17 protein-coding genes and 1 other RNA gene are annotated in these 18,157 nt (G+C 32.5%); 16 read left to right on the forward strand and 2 right to left on the reverse strand.

Annotated elements, in window-relative coordinates; all coding sequences use genetic code 11:
* Window positions 1-489: 489 nt before the first annotated feature.
* From BLS22_RS05735 to rpoD, 3 genes are all read left to right on the forward strand, one after another.
* The gene (locus tag BLS22_RS05735; protein ID WP_090551854.1) at window positions 490-1,509 is read left to right on the forward strand and encodes a deoxyguanosinetriphosphate triphosphohydrolase; all 1,020 of its coding nucleotides are present in this window, start codon (window positions 490-492) and stop codon (window positions 1,507-1,509) included.
* Between the two features lie 200 nt (window positions 1,510-1,709).
* Window positions 1,710-3,551, forward strand: coding sequence for a DNA primase (dnaG, locus tag BLS22_RS05740; protein WP_090551857.1), 1,842 nt, complete (start codon window positions 1,710-1,712; stop codon window positions 3,549-3,551).
* Window positions 3,548-4,666 (forward strand): RNA polymerase sigma factor RpoD, encoded by a 1,119-nt coding sequence (gene rpoD, locus BLS22_RS05745; RefSeq protein WP_090551860.1) that lies wholly within the window; start codon window positions 3,548-3,550, stop codon window positions 4,664-4,666. Before dnaG ends, rpoD begins: the two co-directional genes overlap by 4 nt.
* Window positions 4,667-4,719: 53 nt before the next feature.
* Here the strand turns inward: rpoD and BLS22_RS05750 are convergent, their stop codons facing one another.
* Complete coding sequence (locus BLS22_RS05750) at window positions 4,720-4,920, reverse strand: hypothetical protein (protein ID WP_090551863.1); 201 nt, start codon at window positions 4,918-4,920, stop codon at window positions 4,720-4,722.
* A 118-nt stretch (window positions 4,921-5,038) separates the two neighbouring features.
* Between BLS22_RS05750 and BLS22_RS05755 the strand changes: the two genes are divergently transcribed.
* The 9 genes from BLS22_RS05755 (at window position 5,039) to BLS22_RS05790 (ending at window position 15,229) form a co-directional block, all read left to right on the forward strand.
* A complete protein-coding gene (locus BLS22_RS05755) occupies window positions 5,039-5,740 on the forward strand; it encodes a tRNA (adenine(22)-N(1))-methyltransferase (protein WP_090551865.1) in 702 nt (233 codons plus the stop codon).
* Window positions 5,725-6,843: a Nif3-like dinuclear metal center hexameric protein gene (locus BLS22_RS05760; protein WP_090551871.1), complete on the forward strand. Its 1,119-nt coding sequence runs from the start codon at window positions 5,725-5,727 to the stop codon at window positions 6,841-6,843. The genes BLS22_RS05755 and BLS22_RS05760 overlap by 16 nt, the downstream gene beginning before the upstream one ends.
* Before the next feature lie 20 nt (window positions 6,844-6,863).
* A complete protein-coding gene (locus tag BLS22_RS05765; protein ID WP_090551875.1) occupies window positions 6,864-7,262 on the forward strand; it encodes a ribonuclease HI family protein in 399 nt (132 codons plus the stop codon).
* Window positions 7,263-7,339: 77 nt separating this feature from the next.
* An RNA gene (rnpB, locus tag BLS22_RS05770) (RNase P RNA component class A) lies at window positions 7,340-7,731 on the forward strand.
* A 322-nt stretch (window positions 7,732-8,053) separates the two neighbouring features.
* A complete protein-coding gene (locus BLS22_RS05775; RefSeq protein ID WP_090551879.1) occupies window positions 8,054-10,180 on the forward strand; it encodes an ATP-dependent helicase in 2,127 nt (708 codons plus the stop codon).
* 122 nt (window positions 10,181-10,302) lie between these two features.
* Window positions 10,303-10,809 carry a dUTP diphosphatase gene (locus BLS22_RS05780; protein WP_176762073.1) on the forward strand — a complete coding sequence of 169 codons (507 nt, stop codon included), beginning with the start codon at window positions 10,303-10,305 and terminating at the stop codon, window positions 10,807-10,809.
* Between the two features lie 209 nt (window positions 10,810-11,018).
* Window positions 11,019-14,384: a BREX-1 system adenine-specific DNA-methyltransferase PglX gene (pglX, locus tag BLS22_RS05785; protein ID WP_090551888.1), complete on the forward strand. Its 3,366-nt coding sequence runs from the start codon at window positions 11,019-11,021 to the stop codon at window positions 14,382-14,384.
* Between the two features lie 119 nt (window positions 14,385-14,503).
* On the forward strand, window positions 14,504-14,656 hold the full coding sequence (locus BLS22_RS15060; protein WP_176762074.1) for a hypothetical protein: 153 nt from the start codon (window positions 14,504-14,506) through the stop codon (window positions 14,654-14,656).
* A 72-nt stretch (window positions 14,657-14,728) separates the two neighbouring features.
* On the forward strand, window positions 14,729-15,229 hold the full coding sequence (locus BLS22_RS05790) for a PH domain-containing protein (RefSeq protein ID WP_090551892.1): 501 nt from the start codon (window positions 14,729-14,731) through the stop codon (window positions 15,227-15,229).
* A 20-nt stretch (window positions 15,230-15,249) separates the two neighbouring features.
* On the opposite strand, the gene BLS22_RS05795 is transcribed toward BLS22_RS05790, so the two are convergent.
* Window positions 15,250-15,864: an NUDIX hydrolase gene (locus BLS22_RS05795; protein WP_090551895.1), complete on the reverse strand. Its 615-nt coding sequence runs from the start codon at window positions 15,862-15,864 to the stop codon at window positions 15,250-15,252.
* A 253-nt stretch (window positions 15,865-16,117) separates the two neighbouring features.
* On the opposite strand from BLS22_RS05795, the gene BLS22_RS05800 reads away from it, so the two are divergent.
* The 4 genes from BLS22_RS05800 (at window position 16,118) to BLS22_RS15065 (ending at window position 18,051) form a co-directional block, all read left to right on the forward strand.
* Entirely contained in the window at window positions 16,118-16,534 is a 417-nt protein-coding gene (locus BLS22_RS05800; protein ID WP_090551897.1) for a MaoC family dehydratase, read from the forward strand.
* Window positions 16,535-16,683: 149 nt separating this feature from the next.
* Window positions 16,684-17,217, forward strand: a complete 534-nt coding sequence (locus BLS22_RS05805) for a cob(I)yrinic acid a,c-diamide adenosyltransferase (protein ID WP_090551902.1) — start codon at window positions 16,684-16,686, stop codon at window positions 17,215-17,217.
* Window positions 17,218-17,252: 35 nt separating this feature from the next.
* Window positions 17,253-17,792, forward strand: coding sequence for a hypoxanthine phosphoribosyltransferase (gene hpt, locus BLS22_RS05810; protein WP_334292612.1), 540 nt, complete (start codon window positions 17,253-17,255; stop codon window positions 17,790-17,792).
* 94 nt (window positions 17,793-17,886) lie between these two features.
* Window positions 17,887-18,051, forward strand: coding sequence for a hypothetical protein (locus tag BLS22_RS15065; protein WP_090551910.1), 165 nt, complete (start codon window positions 17,887-17,889; stop codon window positions 18,049-18,051).
* Window positions 18,052-18,157 lie beyond the last annotated feature (106 nt).

Raw genomic sequence — 18,157 nt, forward strand, 5'->3', positions numbered from 1 at the left:
TATTAAAAATATTACTATGAAAATCCAAAAAACACTTTACCCTGATGAATTCAGAGTAAAGTGTTTTTTAAATAGGATACCCATCTTATATCTTATATTAAGGATTCTATCAATAACTAATAATATTATTAACAGAGGAAATGCAGTGAACATAATTGGGTGTAATTAGAAGTGTTTCATAATAGTAAAAAATAGGAATTAGTCTATTATAATAGCAGTAGTTCAGATGGTTATTACTAATAAAAAACAATTTTCATAAAAAATGGAGAACCTCCCTCCATTTTTTATTTCCTCTAATCTACTTTTGGGTTATCTATTTTTTATAGGGTATAAGGGGTATATAGCAATAATATAATGTAGTGTATAGAAAATAGTTAAATGTCAAAATTACTTAATAGTGAACAATCCTTAGAAATAGGGAGAATTTTAGAGGAATTATAGAATAAATGTAGTATATATACATTAACAATATAAGGAAGGTTGGAAAATATGGGGGAAAAACTAAGACAAATCACAGAGGGTCTTGAGGAAAGATATTTATCATCCTTTGCTCAGTTAAGTGTAAATACTAGGGGTCGTAGTAATACAGAAGAAGAGTGTGATGTTCGAACCCCATATCAGCGGGATCGAGACAGAATTATCCACTGCGAATTCTTTAGAAAGCTAAAGGGCAAGACGCAGGTTTTTATTGTAAATAATGATACATTTAGAACAAGATTAACCCATACCTTAGAAGTCAGCCAAATATCTAGAACCATTGCGAGGGCATTGAGGCTAAACGAGGACCTTGTAGAAGCTATAGCTTTAGGCCATGATTTAGGACATACCTGCTTTGGTCATAGTGGTGAAGAAATACTTAATGACGTTGCAGAGTCCTTTAAACATAATGAGCAAAGTTTAAGAATAGTAGATAGGTTAGAAAGAAAAGGAAAGGGTTTGAATCTAACCTTTGAGGTAAGAGATGGTATATTACATCATACAGGAGAAGGAATTCCTGTAACAATGGAAGGAAAATTAGTAAAATTGGTGGATCGTATTACCTATCTTTGCCATGATATTCAGGATAGTATCACAGCTGGTATATTGAAAAGAGAAAATATTCCTAAAAACATTCTAAAAGTTTTGGGGGATGTTCATAGTCAAAGGGTTAATACCTTTGTAAAGGATGTTATCAATGAAACATTAAGGCAACTAGACCTAGGTAATGATAACAATATTTATCAAACAGATACTATTTATGAAACTATGATGGAATTAAGAGCTTTTATGTTTAAAAATGTTTATAATTCAGAATTGTGTATTAGAGAAAAAGAAAAAGCGACTTATATTGTAGAGTTTCTATTTGAATACTTGACTAAAAAACCAGAGGAAATGTCTTCGTTTTATCTTGATATAATAGAAAAAGAAGGATTATCAAGGGCAGTTGTAGATTATATAGCCGCCTGCACTGATAATGATGCCATTAAATTATTTCAAGGAAAGGTCATTCCTTCACCTAAATATTTCTAAAAGCATAGTATTAAAATAAAATTGTCAGAATTTATTTATTTTAATAGATAAGAAGGAATTAAAGAGATTTATGTCGAAATTACTTCGACAGTCCTTATGAGACAAATAAATTTCACTAGGAAGATGATGATTATAAGAAGGAAATTTAAAATTAAAAAAGAATTATATATTAAAAAGATATAATTAGCTAGGTGGTATAAATGGAAAACTACTTTCCTGATGAACTTATTCAAGAGGTAAAAGATAAAACTGATATTGTAAGCGTCATATCCCAATATGTAGATTTAAAAGCTTCTGGTACATCCTATAAAGCCCTATGTCCTTTTCATAACGAAAAAACACCATCCTTTATGGTAAATGGTGAAAAACAGGTATTTAAATGCTTTGGATGTGGTGAAGGTGGAGATGTGATTGGCTTTATCATGAAGAGGGAGAATTTAGACTTTGTTGAAGCTGTAAAATTATTGGCACAACGTGCCAATATATATATAAATCAAGCAACTACCTCAAATGAAATAAAGGAGAATCGGAAAAAACAAAACAGCTATTATGACATAAATAGACGTGCAGGAAGATGTTTTTATGATAACCTAGTACAAAGAAAAAATGAAGCCCTAGACTATTTAATAAAGAGGGGATTAACAATTAAAACAATTAGATCCTTTGGGTTGGGTTATGCTTTAAATGGTTGGAATCATTTAATGAATTATTTAATTAAGGAAGGTTTTAAAAAGGAAGATATAGAAAAATCAGGATTAATTGTTGAAAACAAGCAAAAGGATGGACACTATGACCGATTTAGAAATCGTATTATGTTTCCTATATTTGATATTCGTGGAAATGTAATAGGATTTGGAGGAAGGGTATTGGATGATTCTCTTCCCAAATATCTTAACTCTCCAGAAACATCCTATTTCAACAAAAGAGAAGTGTTGTATGGGTTGCATATAGCAAGAAAACACGCTGAAAATAAGCAAGGAATTTTAGTAGAAGGCTATATGGATGTTATTATTCTTCATCAATATGGCTTTAAAAATACTATAGCAACCTTAGGCACCTCCCTAACAAAAGATCATGCTATGCTACTAAAAAGATATTTTAATGAGGTTGTTATATGCTTTGATGGAGACAAGGCTGGCACAAAAGCAACCCTAAGAAGTATAGAAATACTGCAAAATGTCGATATAGATATTAAAGTAATAATATTACCAGAAAATATAGATCCTGATGATTTTATTAACAAAAATGGCAAAACTGCTTTTGAAGAAAAAATTCAACATGCTCTGAGCTTTATAGATTATAAAATTTATTTATCTGAACAAAAGTATGGTTCAGGAAGCTTAGAGGATCAGGTTAAATTTGGAAAGGCAATAGCAGCCATTATAAAGGAAATAAAAAGTCCAATTGAACAAGAAGCTTATATAAAAAAGATTGAGGAAAAATTTCATATCTCTAAAGACGCTATCCTCAGAGAAATATATGGTAGAAAGACTAACGTAAATAAAGGCAATAATACTAAGTATAGTTCCAATTACAAAAGAAATAATAAATATATAGAAGCAGTGCCGTTACCTGAACAGAAGGGTCAGATCATTGCTGAAAAGCAATTGTTAAACTATATGTTAACAAACTATGAAGTCATTCCAAATATTCTACAAAGAATTCAGGTAGATGATTTTGTGCTTGAGCACCACAGAACTGTTCTTCAATACATTATAGAGAATCATCATAACATAGTTCAGCTTCAACAAATAAAAGAGGATTTATCCTATATAGCTGAAGAAATAAATGATATATTGCATATGAGCACTCAGCAAATGGATATAAATAAATCATTAGAGAAGTATAAAGTGAATATGAAGAAATACAAACTCCTCTATCAAAGGAAAGAACTTAAAGAAGAACAAAGCGCTATTATGAAAAAGGAGAATTTAAATAAGGAAGAGGTTGAAAGACAATTGTTAAAGCTAGGTGTAAAAATGATGAAAATCAATATAGAACTACAAAAGCTGCAGTTGGAGGAAAGGAGGGAGCAAAATTGAGCAATCTTAAAGAAAATAAAGATAAACAAGAGTCAGTAAAAAAATTAATAGAAAAAGGTAAAAAGAGAGGTATGATTACCTATACAGAAATTATGGATGCTCTAGAGGATATTGATATAGATAAGGATCAAATTGATGAAATTTATGAGCATTTAGCTACGATGGGTATAGATATAGTGGGAGAAAAGGAAGATGATTTAGATATAGATGTGGACGACATCGAATTAGAAAGTGATATTGTAGTTGAGGAACCCATAGAAGATGATGTTGCCTTACTAAAGGGTGTTAATATAGATGATCCCGTAAGAATGTATTTAAAAGAAATTGGAAAAGTTGCGTTATTATCTGGCGACGAAGAAATCCAATTGGCTAAAAGAATGGAGCTTGGAGATGAAGAAGCTAAAAAACGGTTGGTGGAAGCTAACTTAAGGCTTGTTGTAAGTATTGCAAAAAGATATGTGGGTAGAGGGATGTTATTCCTGGATTTGATTCAAGAAGGAAATTTAGGTTTGATCAAAGCAGTAGAGAAATTTGACTACACAAAGGGATATAAATTCAGTACCTATGCTACATGGTGGATTCGTCAAGCTATCACTAGAGCCATTGCAGATCAAGCCCGTACCATAAGAATTCCTGTACATATGGTAGAAACTATTAACAAGCTAATCCGAGTTTCTAGACAATTATTACAGGAATTAGGCCGAGAACCAAGACCTGAGGAAATTGCAGAAGAGATGGATTTATCAGAAGATAAAGTTCGTGAAATACTAAAAATTGCTCAAGAACCTGTATCCTTGGAAACACCAATCGGTGAAGAAGAAGACAGTCACTTAGGAGATTTTATTCCTGATGATGATGCTCCAGCACCAGCTGAAGCAGCAGCCTTTTCCCTATTGAAGGAACAGCTAATTGAAGTGTTAGATACATTGACACCTAGGGAACAAAAAGTTTTGCGCCTACGTTTTGGTTTAGATGATGGAAGAGCTAGGACGCTAGAGGAAGTAGGTAAGAAGTTTGAAGTAACTAGGGAGCGTATACGACAAATAGAAGCCAAAGCCCTTAGGAAATTAAGACACCCTAGCCGTAGTAAGAAATTAAAGGATTATTTAGAATAAATAGAGTAAAGACAATAGATTCGCACATTGCGAATCTATTGTCTTATATAACACTACCAATATTGTTTTTGTTTACCATATTCTATTTTTTTCTTTAGTTCTTCTTTGCTTTCTTGGTTGTCTAGCTGGTCTTGTAGGGTATGCATAATTTGATCCGCCTCTTCCTCCCATTCTTGGGTACGACCACCCCAGCTAAAATGAACCATTTCACTAGGTGGTACAAGCTTTCTCTTTCTTTTATTTGTGTTAGACATAGCTATTCCTCCTTTTCCTTAGTGTAGGAGAAATTTCAAAAAATATGAGGTTATATTTTAAAAGAAAATAAATTTACTAAATGCAACAAATTTATAACAGGAAGGAGTGAATCCTATAATGAAGGTAAAATTAACTCCGAGATTAGAAAAAATAGCTGAGTTGGTATCAAAAAACAGCAGAGTAGCAGATATTGGCACTGACCATGGCTATATAAGTATTTATCTTTTGGAAAAAGGGGTATCCTCTCATATTATTGCCAGTGATGTTAATAAGGGACCACTGGAGACTGCCCGCAAGAATATAGAGGAGCATGGTTATAAACAGGAGGTAGACCTCCGTTTAGGAAGTGGCCTAGAGGTTTTAAGGCCTAAGGAGATAGATACGGCTATTATAGCAGGTATGGGGGGTATCCTTATAGGGGAACTACTCCAGGCTAACCCAGAGGTAACCAATAGTATAGATACCTTTATTCTACAGCCTATGCAGGCCCAGGAGGAACTAAGAAGATATCTAGTGACCAATGGCTTTAAGATACAGAAAGACCTATTGATAAAAGAAGATTTCCGTATATACGAAATTCTTGTAGCTAAGAAGGGTACACAGGAGGTAAAAGATAATATATTCTATGAAATAGGATTTTTCCTTAAAGACAATCCAACAGACTTGGCGACAGAATTTATAGAGGGAAAAATAAAGGTTCAACAAGAGATTATTAATCATGTAAAAAAACAACAGTCCTTAAGTGCTACCCAAAAGCATCAACAATCTAAAGATAAATTAAAGAAGCTAGAGGAGGTGCTACAATGGCTGAAAAAGTAAAAAACATTCTTGAAATTATGGAAGAACTTGCCCCTAAGGGATTGGCCATGAAATGGGATAATGTAGGATTATTAGTAGGAAGCTATGAAAACTCAGTGGATAAAATTATGGTATGTCTAGATATTACTGAAGAGGTACTACAGGAGGCTATAGAAAAAAAGGTTAATTTGATTATAGCCCATCATCCTATGATCTTCTCCCCCCTTAAAGTTGTAATAAGAGAAGATTATAAGGGAGCTTTAGTCTTTAAAGCAATTACCAACAACATCAATATTTATGCCACCCATACAAATATGGATATTGCACCAAGGGGACTAAATGATTTTGTGGCGGAGAAATTGAAACTACAAGATGTACATGTTTTAGATATAATCCATAGGGAGAAATTATATAAAATTGTCATATATGTACCTGTAGGACATGAAGATAAGGTGGCGGATGCCCTGAATCAGGCAGGAGCAGGACATATAGGAAACTACAGTCATTGTAGTTTTAGAACAAATGGAACAGGTACTTTTAAACCATTAGAAGGTACCAATCCATTTATTGGGACAATGGGGCAATTAGAGAAAGTACAAGAAATTCGTTTAGAAACAATTGCTTCCCAAAGTTGTCTACAGCAATCAATCAACAATATGATCCAGGCCCATCCCTATGAAGAGGTTGCCTATGATATTATTCCTCTTGATAATGAGAACAATCCAATGGGATTAGGGCGCGTAGGCAAATTGGAAAAACCTATAAAATTAGAAGAATTTATAGACAACATAAAGACTGTTCTTCAGTTGAAGCAAATAAAGTATTCTGGTAATCCTAAAACCTTGGTAAAAAAAATTGCTGTAGTTAACGGTAGTGGAGCCGACTATATAGAGATGGCTAAAAACAAAGGTTGCGATTGTCTTGTAACAGGAGATGTTAAATATCATGATGCCCAGAGGGCTATAGAGCTAGGCATTAATGTTATAGATGCTGGCCATTTTGAAACTGAAATTGTTTTTGTGGATTTGGTTACACAATATTTAAAGAAACAAATGAAGGAAAGAGACATAGATGTAGAAGTGATTTCATCTAGCACAAACATAAATCCATTTAATATACTATAATAGAAGGGTGTGGGATTTTGATGGAGGTAATTATTTATACAGATGGAGGCTCTAGGGGCAACCCTGGGGAAGCAGGAATAGGTATTGTTATAGAGGATGCTGAAGGCAATAGCATTAAAGAAATTAGCCAATATATAGGGACTCAAACTAACAATGTGGCTGAATATAAAGCATTGAGCAGGGCTTTAGAGGTGGCGGTGGACATGGGAGCAACAAATGTTACATGCTACTTAGACAGCGAACTGGTAACTAAACAGATTAAAGGAGAATATAAGGTAAAGAATGAAAGAATGATTCCCATGTACAATATGGTGATGCCATTAGTAAATAAATTTGATAAATTTCATATAGAACATATTAGAAGAGAAAAAAATAAAAAGGCAGATGCATTAGCAAATAGAGCAATGGACGAAAAGTAATTTACAAATATTAACTTTTGACAGGATAGAAAATTCATGGTATGATATTATTCTTGATTGAGAACAATAAAATATAGCGAGTAAGTCAGATGATCGCGGACACAGTTATCTGTGGACGAGGAAAGTCCGAGCTCCATAGGGCAGGGTGCTGGGTAATACCCAGTGGAGGTGACTCCAAGGAAAGTGCAACAGAGAGATACCGCCAGACCCCTTGTTCAGTAGCAATACTGAATTTGTGGTGAGAACAGCTTTTAAGCTGTCTGGTAAGGCTGGAAAGGTGAGGTAAGAGCTCACCAGCAGTTAGGCGACTAGCTGGCTATGTAAACCCCATCTGGAGCAAGACCAAGTAGGGACTAAAAAAACGGCGGCCCGTCGTGTCCCGTGGTAGGTTGCTTGAGCCGTCTGGTAACAGCCGGCCTAGATAGATGATCATCCACGACAGAACTCGGCTTACCGACCTACTCGCTTAAATTTAAGTATAACCATTACAAACACTAGTCTTGATGACTGGTGTTTTTGTATTAATTGTAGTTTTATGCTCATGTTAAATTTCATTATTGATTTTAGACTGAATTGTAACTTTAGTATAAGCCGTAGCGGTTTGTTATTCTTCGTTATCCCTCAGGATGACTGGGCCCTAGCATTTCCATATTTTTTTAAATATCAATATTTATCATTAATACAATCAAAATTAAAGCAAAATATCAAGGGAGAGGAAAAATCTAGCCATCAAATGTTATAATATAAAAGGACTAGCAATTATGTATATTTCTCTTAAAGGATGATGACACATGTTTGAAATTCAATTGAATGAACAGCAAAAAAACGCATCTTTACATAAGGATGGGCCAGCCATTGTTCTAGCTGTTGCCGGAGCAGGAAAAACCACCACTTTGTGTACTAGGATAGCTAATCTTATTATCAACTATAATGTAAATCCTAAAAAAATAAAAACAATGACCTTTTCACGGGCTGCTGCAAGGGATATGAAGGAAAGATTTATTAAATTGTTTGGGGGACAAATACCCAATATACATGATGTTGAATTTAGCACAATACACTCCTTTGCCTATTCTGTGATAAGGTACTATTATAGACAAAAAGACTTGCCTCTAATTATCATAGAGGATGAAAAGGAAGAAACCAATAAATACCGTATACTCAAGGATATCTTTAAAGAGACAAATAAGGAATATATAACCGAAGAACAGTTAGAGGAGCTTTTGGCCAATATAACCTATATAAAAAATATGATGTTAAAACCAAAGGAAATAGAAGAACTTAAAAATAGCATAAAAAATTTCAGTCTTATATTTGAAGCCTATGAGAAAATAAAAAGGGAAAATCATTATATAGATTATGATGATATGTTGACGGTGGCCTATCATATCCTCCTGAAGGAGCCCCAACTTTTAAGAGGACTGCAAAACAAATATGATTATTGGCAGGTTGATGAATTTCAAGATACCAGCAGGATACAATATGAAATACTTAAATTACTGGTAAAACCTAATAATAATCTGTTTTGCGTAGGAGATGATGATCAAACCCTGTATTCATGGAGGGGAAGCTATCCCAAAATATTATTGGAGTTTCCTAAGGAATTTAGGGGTGCTCAGGTATATTTTATGGAAGAAAACTTTAGGAGTACACAGGACATCATTAACCTGAGTAATAGGGTGATCTCTTTAAATAAGCAACGATATAAGAAAAATATTTTTACTAAAAAGGATAAAGGTTTACCGGTTTTCATTGAGGAATTTAATAATGAAAAAACTCAAATAGAGACAATTATACAAGAAATTAAGGCAAAGAGTCCATCCAATGAAGTGGCGATTTTATTCCGTAATAATTTCTCCGCCCTTCCCTTTATAGATAGTTTTCATGAAATGAACATTCCCTTTTATGTAAGAGAACACAAAATGTCTTTTTTCAAACACTGGATTGTAAAGGATATTATAGCTTTTATTAAATTTACCTATAGGCCCTGTAGCCTGGAGCTGTTCAATAATATTTATTATAAGTTAAACGCTTATCTATCAAAGCAATCAATTGGGTATGTTGCACAGCAATTAAAGGAAATGGATGCCAAAGAAAGAGAAAATATAAATATTTTTGACCTGTTACTTACCTATCCAGCCCTTAAGGAATACCAAAAGAATAGAATAATTCGGTTGAAATATGAATTTGACGTTTTTAAAAAAGAAAACACTAGTAACTTTATGGAGTTTATTAGAAGACGTTTAAGCTATGATGAATATTTAAAAAATCAAGATCTAACCTCTGAAGAAGTAGTAAATAATACTATGGGAGTTTTAGAACACTTAGCTAGAAATGTGACAACAGGATTACAATTTATCGATAAAGTAGAAGCATTAAGGCTTTTTACTGAAAAGGCAAGCCATAATAAAATCAAGACTATAGTTTTATCTACTATCCATGCTGCAAAAGGCTTAGAATTTGATGATGTTTATATTATTGATGTAATAGAGGATGTTTTACCTAGTGCTTCAAGTTTAAATCTATTACAAAAAAATCAAGATGTCTCTGAGCTTGAGGAAGAAAGACGAATTTTTTATGTGGCATTAACTAGGGCTAGGAGTCAGTTGAAAATATGCACAGTGAAAAAAAGGTTCAACAATAGCGTAGAGGAGTCTATGTTTATTAAAGAAGTTAAAAAATTCCTTAACATCACTTCACCCAAAACAAGGCCAATACCAAAATCCCAAAAACATAAAGTAAACCCCAGGGAATTAGATATAAGTATTTATAAAAAAGGTACATATCTAACCCATAAATTTTTTGGTAAAGGTTATATATCAATGGTAAATCAGGGGATTGCAACAGTTGACTTTAAGAGTTTTGGTGTTAAAAAAATAGATATAAAAACCTGTATGGAATATAAGCTATTGAGTTAATTATAAGAAGTTAAAAAGGTTGTAAGAATATAATATATTTACAAATCCTCAAAAATAGGTATAATTATATTATCAAGTATTATTACTAGGTACTAATAATATATTTTAGAGAGGGAATGATTATGGACTTACAGCATTTATTTAAAATACAAAGCATTATAGAAAATAGTATCATGCAAATAAGTGATATAAAAGAGGACGCGTTGGGCAAGGAAAATGTTTTTGACTTAAGATTTTTAGCCTTGCAAATAAAAACAGGAGAGATAGCAAACTTAACTAAGTGCTATAAATATTCTAAAGAACAAGAGAGTATTCCTAAAGATAAATTGTTTGTTAGGTATCTTGACGCCATGAAATTTTTATTATCTATAGGCAATGTTCATGAATTTAATATTATTGATAAATATGCCATTGAAGCTTTAGAAAGGGAAGAAAATATTATAAAATTATTCTCATCTATTTATGATGGTATAAGCAATCTCAAGGAAGAAATCCTTCAAAACAACTATATTGGTGCTTTGTCTATCTATACAAAGCTATTTGCAAAATATGTAAATTTAGGGGAAGTTCTTGGATTAAGCTTCGATGAAGTGTATGCTTATTATACAAAGAATTATATGGCCTCTTAAGATTAAAGAAATCTAAACTAAAGTATTAAGAAAATATAAGCCCTCCTTGTCTATTGACAGGCAGGGTTTTTGTATTACAAAGAAGGTTTATTTATCGATGTTTTTAAGCACTGGGATGGATCATTTACTGGAAAAACAAGTTTTGTTATAATAAGATAACAGAAAATCAGCATAGAGGTTTGATGACCTATATATCAGGGGGTAGGGAAATGGACAAAAACGTCTTAAAAAGCTTTGCCATAAGAGGAAGACAAAAAATGATAAATGGTATTATGAAAAGGGCCCAGCAGTTAGGGGTTACAAAAGATGAGATAAAAAAAATGAAACTTTCTGAAAATGGATTTATATTAGACGAAAAAGATAATAATATAGTTTTAAAACAATATCAATTTAAACAACGGCAACAACTAGTAGGGAGAATTAAGGAAAAGGGCTTTGAGGAAGTGATAGAAGAGGCGGCCTATATTTGGTTCAATGGCTTAATAGCTTTAAGGTTTATGGAGGTTAAAGGATACCTTCCTACAGGTGTGAGGGTGTTGTCTTCTATAGAAGAAGGTAAAAAAGAGCCGGATATTATTAGAGCGGCATTACATATTGATTTGGATTTAAATAGAGAAATAGTAACTAGCTTAATAAAAGAAAAGGACATTGAAGATCTATATAGGTATCTGTTAGTAAGGCAGTGTAATCAGTTAGGAAAAATCATACCAACTATATTTCAAAGGATAAGAGGGTATATAGAGCTTTTATTACCCGATGATTTACTTGCGAGGGGATCAATTATTGATGATCTAGTCTTTTCTGTTAAAGAAGAAGCCTTTAGAGAAGGGATTGAAGTTATTGGCTGGCTTTATCAATATTATATTTCTCAGGAAAAGGATGAGGTGTTTGCAGGAGTAAATAAAAATCAAAAAATTATGAAAGAAAACATTCCTGCTGCTACACAAATTTTTACACCAAAATGGATTGTACAATATATGGTGGAAAATTCCCTAGGAAAGCTTTGGAGGGATATTAATCCTGATACAAAGCTGATATCTAAGTGGAGGTATTATTTAGATGAAGGTCACCAGGGGATAGAAGTAAAACAACAACGATATGCTCCTGGTAATAAAAAATTAACCCCTGAGGACATAAAGTTACTAGATCCAGCAATGGGCTCTGGACATATACTGGTTTATGCATTTGACCTCCTCTACGACATCTACTTAGAAGCAGGGTATAGGGAAGAAGATATATCAAAGCTAATTTTAGAAAAAAACCTCTATGGATTAGATATTGATGATAAAGTAACTCCATTGACCTCTTTTGCTTTAATGATGCAGGCAAGAAGCAAAACCCCTGATATATTTGATAAAAAAGTATCGTTAAATATTTACGCTATACAGGAAAGTATCGACATTTCTCAAGAAGCAATGGATTTCTTTATAGCTCCACAAAAGGACTTGAAAGATGAAGTACAGTATCTAATGGACATATTTCAAAATGCTAAAGAATATGGTGCTATGCTAGAGGTAAAAAAGATAAATTTTGATGCAATTGAGGGAAGAATAGAAGAAATTCGAGAAGCTGACATAGAAGACCTTTTTATGCTGGAGTACAGAGAAGCTATATTAAAAACAATACCTCCATTAGTGAAACAAGGAAGGCTGATGAGTGACAAGTATGATGTGGTAGTGGCTAATCCCCCCTATGGAGGTTTAAGAAAATTAAATCCTAATCTTAAAAGGTTCCTAGAAGATAATTATAAGGATTATAAATATGATCTATTTTCGGTATTTATCATCAGAAACCTTAGCTTTACTAAAGAATATGGTTATACAGGTTTTATGACACCAAATGTATGGCAGTTTATTAATTCCTATGAAAAACTTAGAAGGGTGATAATGAATAACTATCAGTTGGATAGTTTGATTCAATTAGAGGATGAAGGCTTTCAAGATGCATCTGTATCCATAAGCACCTTTATTATCAACAAGTGTCCTTTGTTTAAAAAGGCTATTTTTATTAAGCTACAGGCCAGGGGAGATGTTCAAGCCCAAAGGGCTGAAGAGGCTATTAAAAGTAAGGATGGAAATAAATATGTGGTAGAGCCAACTATTTTTAACGATATACCCAATCACAAAATAGCTTTTTGGATATCCTCCAGTACCCTTGATACCTTTAAAAGGGGAGAGAAACTTGAGACTATTGGCAAGCCTCGACAAGGCATGGCTACTTCGGATAATAATAGATTTTTAAAATACTGGTACGAAGTAAGTTTTCCTACTATTAAATTTGGTGCCACAAGCTCAAATGATACAGCAGGCTATAAGTGGATTCCCTATAACAAGGGGGGCGGCCATAGAAAATGGTATGGTAACAATGACATGGTTATCAATTGGGAGAAAAATGGTTATGAAGTAAAAAAATATGCAGCACAGCTTTATGGTAACTATTCCCGAACCATTAAAAATGAAGGCTTATATTTTAAAGAAGGAATAACCTATACCTTCATAGGAAAAGATATGGCACCTAGGCTTTCTCCGAAGGGGTTTATTTTTGATGTAGCTGGATCTATGATATTTGTAGAGGAAGAATGGATTTTTTATATTTTAGCTTTAATTTCAACAAATTTATCTAGACACTATATGGATATTTTAAATCCAACCATTAACATTCAAGTGGGAGATATTAAAAATATCCCCGTTATTAAAACCGAAGATAGAAAAACTTTAGAAAAAATTAATCGATTAGCATTAGAGAATATTGATATAGCTAAAAAACACTGGGATTCCTTTGAAACCTCTTGGGATTTTGAAAAACATCCTTTTTTAATTCACCGGCACAATACATGTTATATTAAAGAGGCCTACAACCAATGGGAAAGCTTTACAGAAAACCAGTTTAATCGATTGAAGGCTAATGAAGAAGTCTTAAATAAAATGTTTATTGAAATATATGGTTTACAGGATGTATTAACTCCAGAGGTAGAGGAGAAGGAAATAACCATAAAAAAAGCTAATAGAGAGAGGGATATAAAATCCCTTATCTCCTATGCTGTAGGATGCATGTTTGGTCGATATTCTTTGGATGCAGATGGATTAGTTTATGGTGGCGGAGATTTTAACATCAATCAATATAAATCCCTTCAGGCCAGTAAAAATAATATAGTTCCTATTGTGGAGAATGAAAGCTTTGAAGGAGACATTACAAATAGATTTGAAGCTTTTCTAATAGCAACCTTTGGACAAGAGGCTATAGAGGGTAATCTAACCTATATTGCTGAGACTTTAGGAATGAAGTCCAATGAAACATCTCGACAGACCATTAAAAGATACTTTCAAAAATACTTTTATAAAGATCATATAAAAACCTATAATAAAAGACCTATATATTGGCTATTCAACAGTAAAGATACTTGTGACTTTAAAGTCTTGACTTATATCCATAGACATAATGAATTAATGATGAGTATAGAAAATAGGGAGCTAAGAATAGATATAGATGATGGGATTCTAACAAATTATAGGGGGCTTCAAGGCAAAGAAGTAAACTTGGGACAAGGAAAATATTTGCTGGCAGCTATTGAATAAAGAAAGACAATATTTTATAGGATTCATATTTTAAAAATAAGGAGGAAAAGTTTAGACGATAGGTTTTTGCTAATATTTCAAAAAAAACCTATAAAAAAGCTTTTGTTGATGGATTAACGTTGTTGGATATTGCTACAACAAACAAAATGCTGAAGAAAATCCATGAAATTCCCAACTATACAAAACTTCAAAAAGTTTTAATGGAAGAGTTTAGTGTGGGAGGTATAGATAAGTACGAATTGGTTAAAATCTTTAAAAACTATGGTTTGTAGACTATCATTCCTATGCATAATAATAAAAATGTATGATATAATAGAAGAAATGTTAGAGGTAGGTGATATACAATGAAGATAAAAAAGATAATAGCTATACTACTAATAACCCTACTCTTTTTAATTGGCTGTGCTTCAGATTCATCACCGGAAGCAAATGATTTTTTAGACACTAACGAAACAGATGAAGAAATAAACTATACAGCTATAGAAGTCAACCAATTTACAGACAGTCAACAGCTAAAAGAAAGACTGATAGAGTCAATTGCAATAGAATTGAAGAATACAGAAAACATCACCATAGGTATGCTACAGGAAAGAGAGCAAATATTGAATCTAGTAGAAAACTTATTTACTTATACTGTAAAAGAAGAGTATACTGTTACTGAACAGACGGATATTGTAGGTCCTATTAATTTCTATTTCTCTGATGGCAATGATATTTATGGTTTGATGAACAATAAGTATATTTACATAGAAGGTTATTATTTTACCATTGATACTAAAACATCTCAACAATTACAAAACTTTTTTAGGGCTAATATAGCTCCAGCGCCTGTTCCAGGAGAATAAACAAGCACCGGGATCTTCAGTTAGCACTTAATAATCTCTAAAAAATTCTTAAGGATTTTTGCTGTGATGCCCCAAATAACATAGTCTTGATACTGATAAAAATAGACGTGGTAATCACTTGTCCTCCAATTATACTCTTTTCCTTTATGGATGAGATGAAAGGGAAAGTTTTTATCTGGTGCTGTATTTACCTTTAATTTATGGGCTAAAGGCTGTTGTAGCATTAGTTCCTTTAAAGGAACAGTAAAGATAGAATCCACCTCCACCCTATTAAAGTCAATGGCTTCAACTTTAATATTATGAAGGAATCCACAAAAAGGATAAATAATCATATTAAAGGTCGTGACAATAGGGTCTAATTTTCCGATGATCTCTATATTTTTAGGTAAAATATTTAGTTCTTCAATGGTTTCCCTTATTGCTGATTGTTGAAGAGTCTCATTGTTTTCAACCTTGCCCCCTGGAAAGCAGATTTCTCCTGGTTGCGTATTCAGCTGATGAGAGCGAACCTGAAACAACACGTGCAAATCATCTTTTATTTCTACAAGAGGAACTAACACGGATGATTTTAATAGGGGATTAGAAGTTGATTTTTTCTTATTATGAAATGAATTTATTATTTGCTTATAGTTCATTCACATATACACCTCTATGCTATAATTATAATTTCTTAAGAAAAACCCAATAGTTGTAAAACAATCTTTACCTTATCATCCTATCATATTCTTATAATATATACAAAATTATAAATAGATAGAAAAAAAGAATCAAAAATACGCTAAGTTTAACAAAATAAAGGAAAAGCACTTTATATAACGAAGGTTAACAAAGTAAAGGTTGAAGTTAATTAAATATATAAACAAATCAAAAGGTTGGGAGGAATAATAAATGATTGGAAAAAATATAACACAAATAAATCTTGGTGACAAAGCAAGCTTTGAAAAAACCATTACTGAAACAGATGTATATCTATATGCAGGTATTACAGGGGACTTAAATCCTGCCCATATTAATCAGGTGGCGGCAGAAAAATCTATGTTTAAAGGAAGAATAGCCCATGGCATGTTAACAGCTGGATTAATTTCTACTGTTTTAGGCATGTATTTACCAGGACCTGGAACCATTTACCTAGGGCAGGAATTAAAATTTTTAGCCCCTGTCAAATTTGGTGATACTATTAAAGTAGAGGCTGAAGTAATAGAGAAAAAAGAAGAAAAAAACCGTATCAAGCTTAAGACCATTTGTACAAATCAAGATGGGGTTATAGTGTTACAAGGGATTGCTACAGTTATGCCTCCTAAATAATATTCTATGAAGCCTATAATCCTGATTAATTAGCTATAGATTAAATTCTATTCCATAATTTAACTTATTAATACTTTTTTAAAAAAAGGTATAATAAGAAAGAAATCAGTACAATAGATATAGAAAATTATTGAAGGAGGTGTAGTAGAATGAAGATTTATACTAAAACCGGTGATAGAGGAGAAACAAGTTTATATGATGGAAAAAGGGTATCAAAGGACGATATTCGAGTAGAAAGCTATGGTACAATAGATGAACTGAATTCTACCCTAGGTTTAGCTAGAAATTTTGTGAAGGATGAAAAAATTGTTGGTATTATTTATAGAATACAAAGGGAATTATTTGATGTAGCTGGAGAGTTAGCTACTCAGGATAGAGAAAAGTTTCCTGAAAAGATTGAAACCCAGCATGTAGAATTTTTAGAGGAAGTCATAGATACATATATATCTAAAATAGAAGAAGTAAATGCATTTATAATTCCAGGAACCAGTAAAGCTTCTGCAGGCCTACATGTAGCTAGAACTGTATGCAGAAGAGCAGAAAGAAGAATTTTAACTTTAAGCAGGGAGGAACATGTTAACCCAATACTTATGAAATATGTTAATCGTTTATCCGATGCTATTTATACAATTGCCAGATATTTAGAAGGTGAACTAAAATATATAACTTTTAACAAACAATAGTTATACATGAAGAGAGGGCAAAGAATTTTATGAAAATGGACATTGAAGAAATTTTATATACAAAAGAACAAATAAGCTGCAAGGTAAAGGAACTAGGTCAACAAATCACAAGAGATTACAATGGAGAAGAAGTCATTGTTATTGGCGTTTTAAAAGGTGCAAACATCTTTCTAGGAGATTTGATAAGAGAGATTAACTTACCCTTGTACATTGATTTTATGGCGGTATCCAGTTACGGTTATTCAACACAAACATCAGGGGTAGTAAAAATATTAAAGGATCTAGATCTAGAAGTTGAAAACAAGCATGTATTGATTATTGAAGATATTGTAGATACTGGATTGACTTTAAAATATTTAACAGAAAATTTGAGGTCTAGAAAGTTAGCAAGCTTAAAAATATGTACTTTGTTAGATAAACCATCTAGAAGAAAATGTGATTTGTATTTAGATTATGTTGGTTTTGATATACCAGATGAATTTATCGTGGGATATGGAATTGACTATGCAGAAAAATACAGAAATCTTCCATTTATTGCTACACTAAAACCAGAAGTTTATGAATCTCTTTCATAAAGGGTAATAAAAAAAACAGAATAAAAAAATCGTATAGTTCCACAAGGAATTCTCCATACTATAACTAAATCCATAGTTAAGGAGGATTTAACACATGGTAAATTTTCAAGAAGTAAAGCAACGTTTTATTCAAGCAGACGTAGATGGGAAAATTGAAATTTACACAACAACTCAAGGCCTAAGTGTGGACCAATTTAAAGAGCTTCTTAAGCATTTTCCATTACAACACCTTGATAAATTAGAAAGAGCTATGGGCTAGGAAAAATAAATACTGTACAAAAAACCTTCTTATTATCTTTATAGAATATAAGGAGGTTTTTTAGTCAATAAGAAATTCACAAATTGTTTATAATCTTAGATGATTT

It is taken from the genome of Natronincola ferrireducens (genome assembly GCF_900100845.1).
GTDB lineage: Bacteria > Bacillota > Clostridia > Peptostreptococcales > Natronincolaceae > Natronincola_B > Natronincola_B ferrireducens.

What these genes read in the sequence shown, in the direction of transcription:
- BLS22_RS05795 (WP_090551895.1), bottom strand. Translation starts at nt 15,864, where the DNA reads ATGAACTATAAGCAAATAATAAATTCATTTCATAATAAGAAAAAATCA.
- BLS22_RS05750 (WP_090551863.1), bottom strand. Translation starts at nt 4,920, where the DNA reads ATGTCTAACACAAATAAAAGAAAGAGAAAGCTTGTACCACCTAGTGAA.
- BLS22_RS15065 (WP_090551910.1), top strand. Translation starts at nt 17,887, where the DNA reads ATGGTAAATTTTCAAGAAGTAAAGCAACGTTTTATTCAAGCAGACGTA.
- BLS22_RS05755 (WP_090551865.1), top strand. Translation starts at nt 5,039, where the DNA reads ATGAAGGTAAAATTAACTCCGAGATTAGAAAAAATAGCTGAGTTGGTA.
- BLS22_RS05790 (WP_090551892.1), top strand. Translation starts at nt 14,729, where the DNA reads ATGAAGATAAAAAAGATAATAGCTATACTACTAATAACCCTACTCTTT.
- dnaG (WP_090551857.1), top strand. Translation starts at nt 1,710, where the DNA reads ATGGAAAACTACTTTCCTGATGAACTTATTCAAGAGGTAAAAGATAAA.
- hpt (WP_334292612.1), top strand. Translation starts at nt 17,253, where the DNA reads ATGGACATTGAAGAAATTTTATATACAAAAGAACAAATAAGCTGCAAG.
- BLS22_RS05735 (WP_090551854.1), top strand. Translation starts at nt 490, where the DNA reads ATGGGGGAAAAACTAAGACAAATCACAGAGGGTCTTGAGGAAAGATAT.
- BLS22_RS05775 (WP_090551879.1), top strand. Translation starts at nt 8,054, where the DNA reads ATGTTTGAAATTCAATTGAATGAACAGCAAAAAAACGCATCTTTACAT.
- BLS22_RS05800 (WP_090551897.1), top strand. Translation starts at nt 16,118, where the DNA reads ATGATTGGAAAAAATATAACACAAATAAATCTTGGTGACAAAGCAAGC.
- BLS22_RS05780 (WP_176762073.1), top strand. Translation starts at nt 10,303, where the DNA reads ATGGACTTACAGCATTTATTTAAAATACAAAGCATTATAGAAAATAGT.
- BLS22_RS05760 (WP_090551871.1), top strand. Translation starts at nt 5,725, where the DNA reads ATGGCTGAAAAAGTAAAAAACATTCTTGAAATTATGGAAGAACTTGCC.
- pglX (WP_090551888.1), top strand. Translation starts at nt 11,019, where the DNA reads ATGGACAAAAACGTCTTAAAAAGCTTTGCCATAAGAGGAAGACAAAAA.
- BLS22_RS05805 (WP_090551902.1), top strand. Translation starts at nt 16,684, where the DNA reads ATGAAGATTTATACTAAAACCGGTGATAGAGGAGAAACAAGTTTATAT.
- BLS22_RS05765 (WP_090551875.1), top strand. Translation starts at nt 6,864, where the DNA reads ATGGAGGTAATTATTTATACAGATGGAGGCTCTAGGGGCAACCCTGGG.